The organism is Paraburkholderia sp. SIMBA_054 (genome assembly GCF_046534875.1).
GTDB lineage: Bacteria > Pseudomonadota > Gammaproteobacteria > Burkholderiales > Burkholderiaceae > Paraburkholderia > Paraburkholderia hospita.
In genome coordinates this window covers 1-274 of sequence record NZ_JAWRXV010000727.1, presented here as the reverse complement: position 1 = coordinate 274, position 274 = coordinate 1, and the positions used below count along the sequence as shown (strand labels likewise).

Here is a 274-nt window from a genome sequence, read left to right as displayed (position 1 = left end):
ATGACAGTCCATCAAAATCTGATCGCGGGCGAATGGGTCGGCGGCGACGGGATCGCCAACATCAATCCTTCGGATACGAATGATGTCGTTGGGACCTATGCGCGGGCAACTGCCGAAGACACCAAGGCAGCCATTGCCGCCGCGAAAGCCGCTTTCCCGGCCTGGTCGCGTTCCGGCATTCTGGAACGCCACGCCATCCTGCGCAAAACTGCCGATGAAATTCTGGCGCGCAAGGACGAGCTTGGCCGTCTCCTGTCGCGCGAAGAAGGCAAGA

1 protein-coding gene is annotated in these 274 nt (G+C 60.2%); it reads left to right on the top strand.

The annotated features are described in order from the left end of the window. Positions 1-274 (top strand): aldehyde dehydrogenase family protein (locus SB822_RS57005; protein ID WP_410859094.1); only part of this gene is annotated, 274 nt, incomplete at both ends.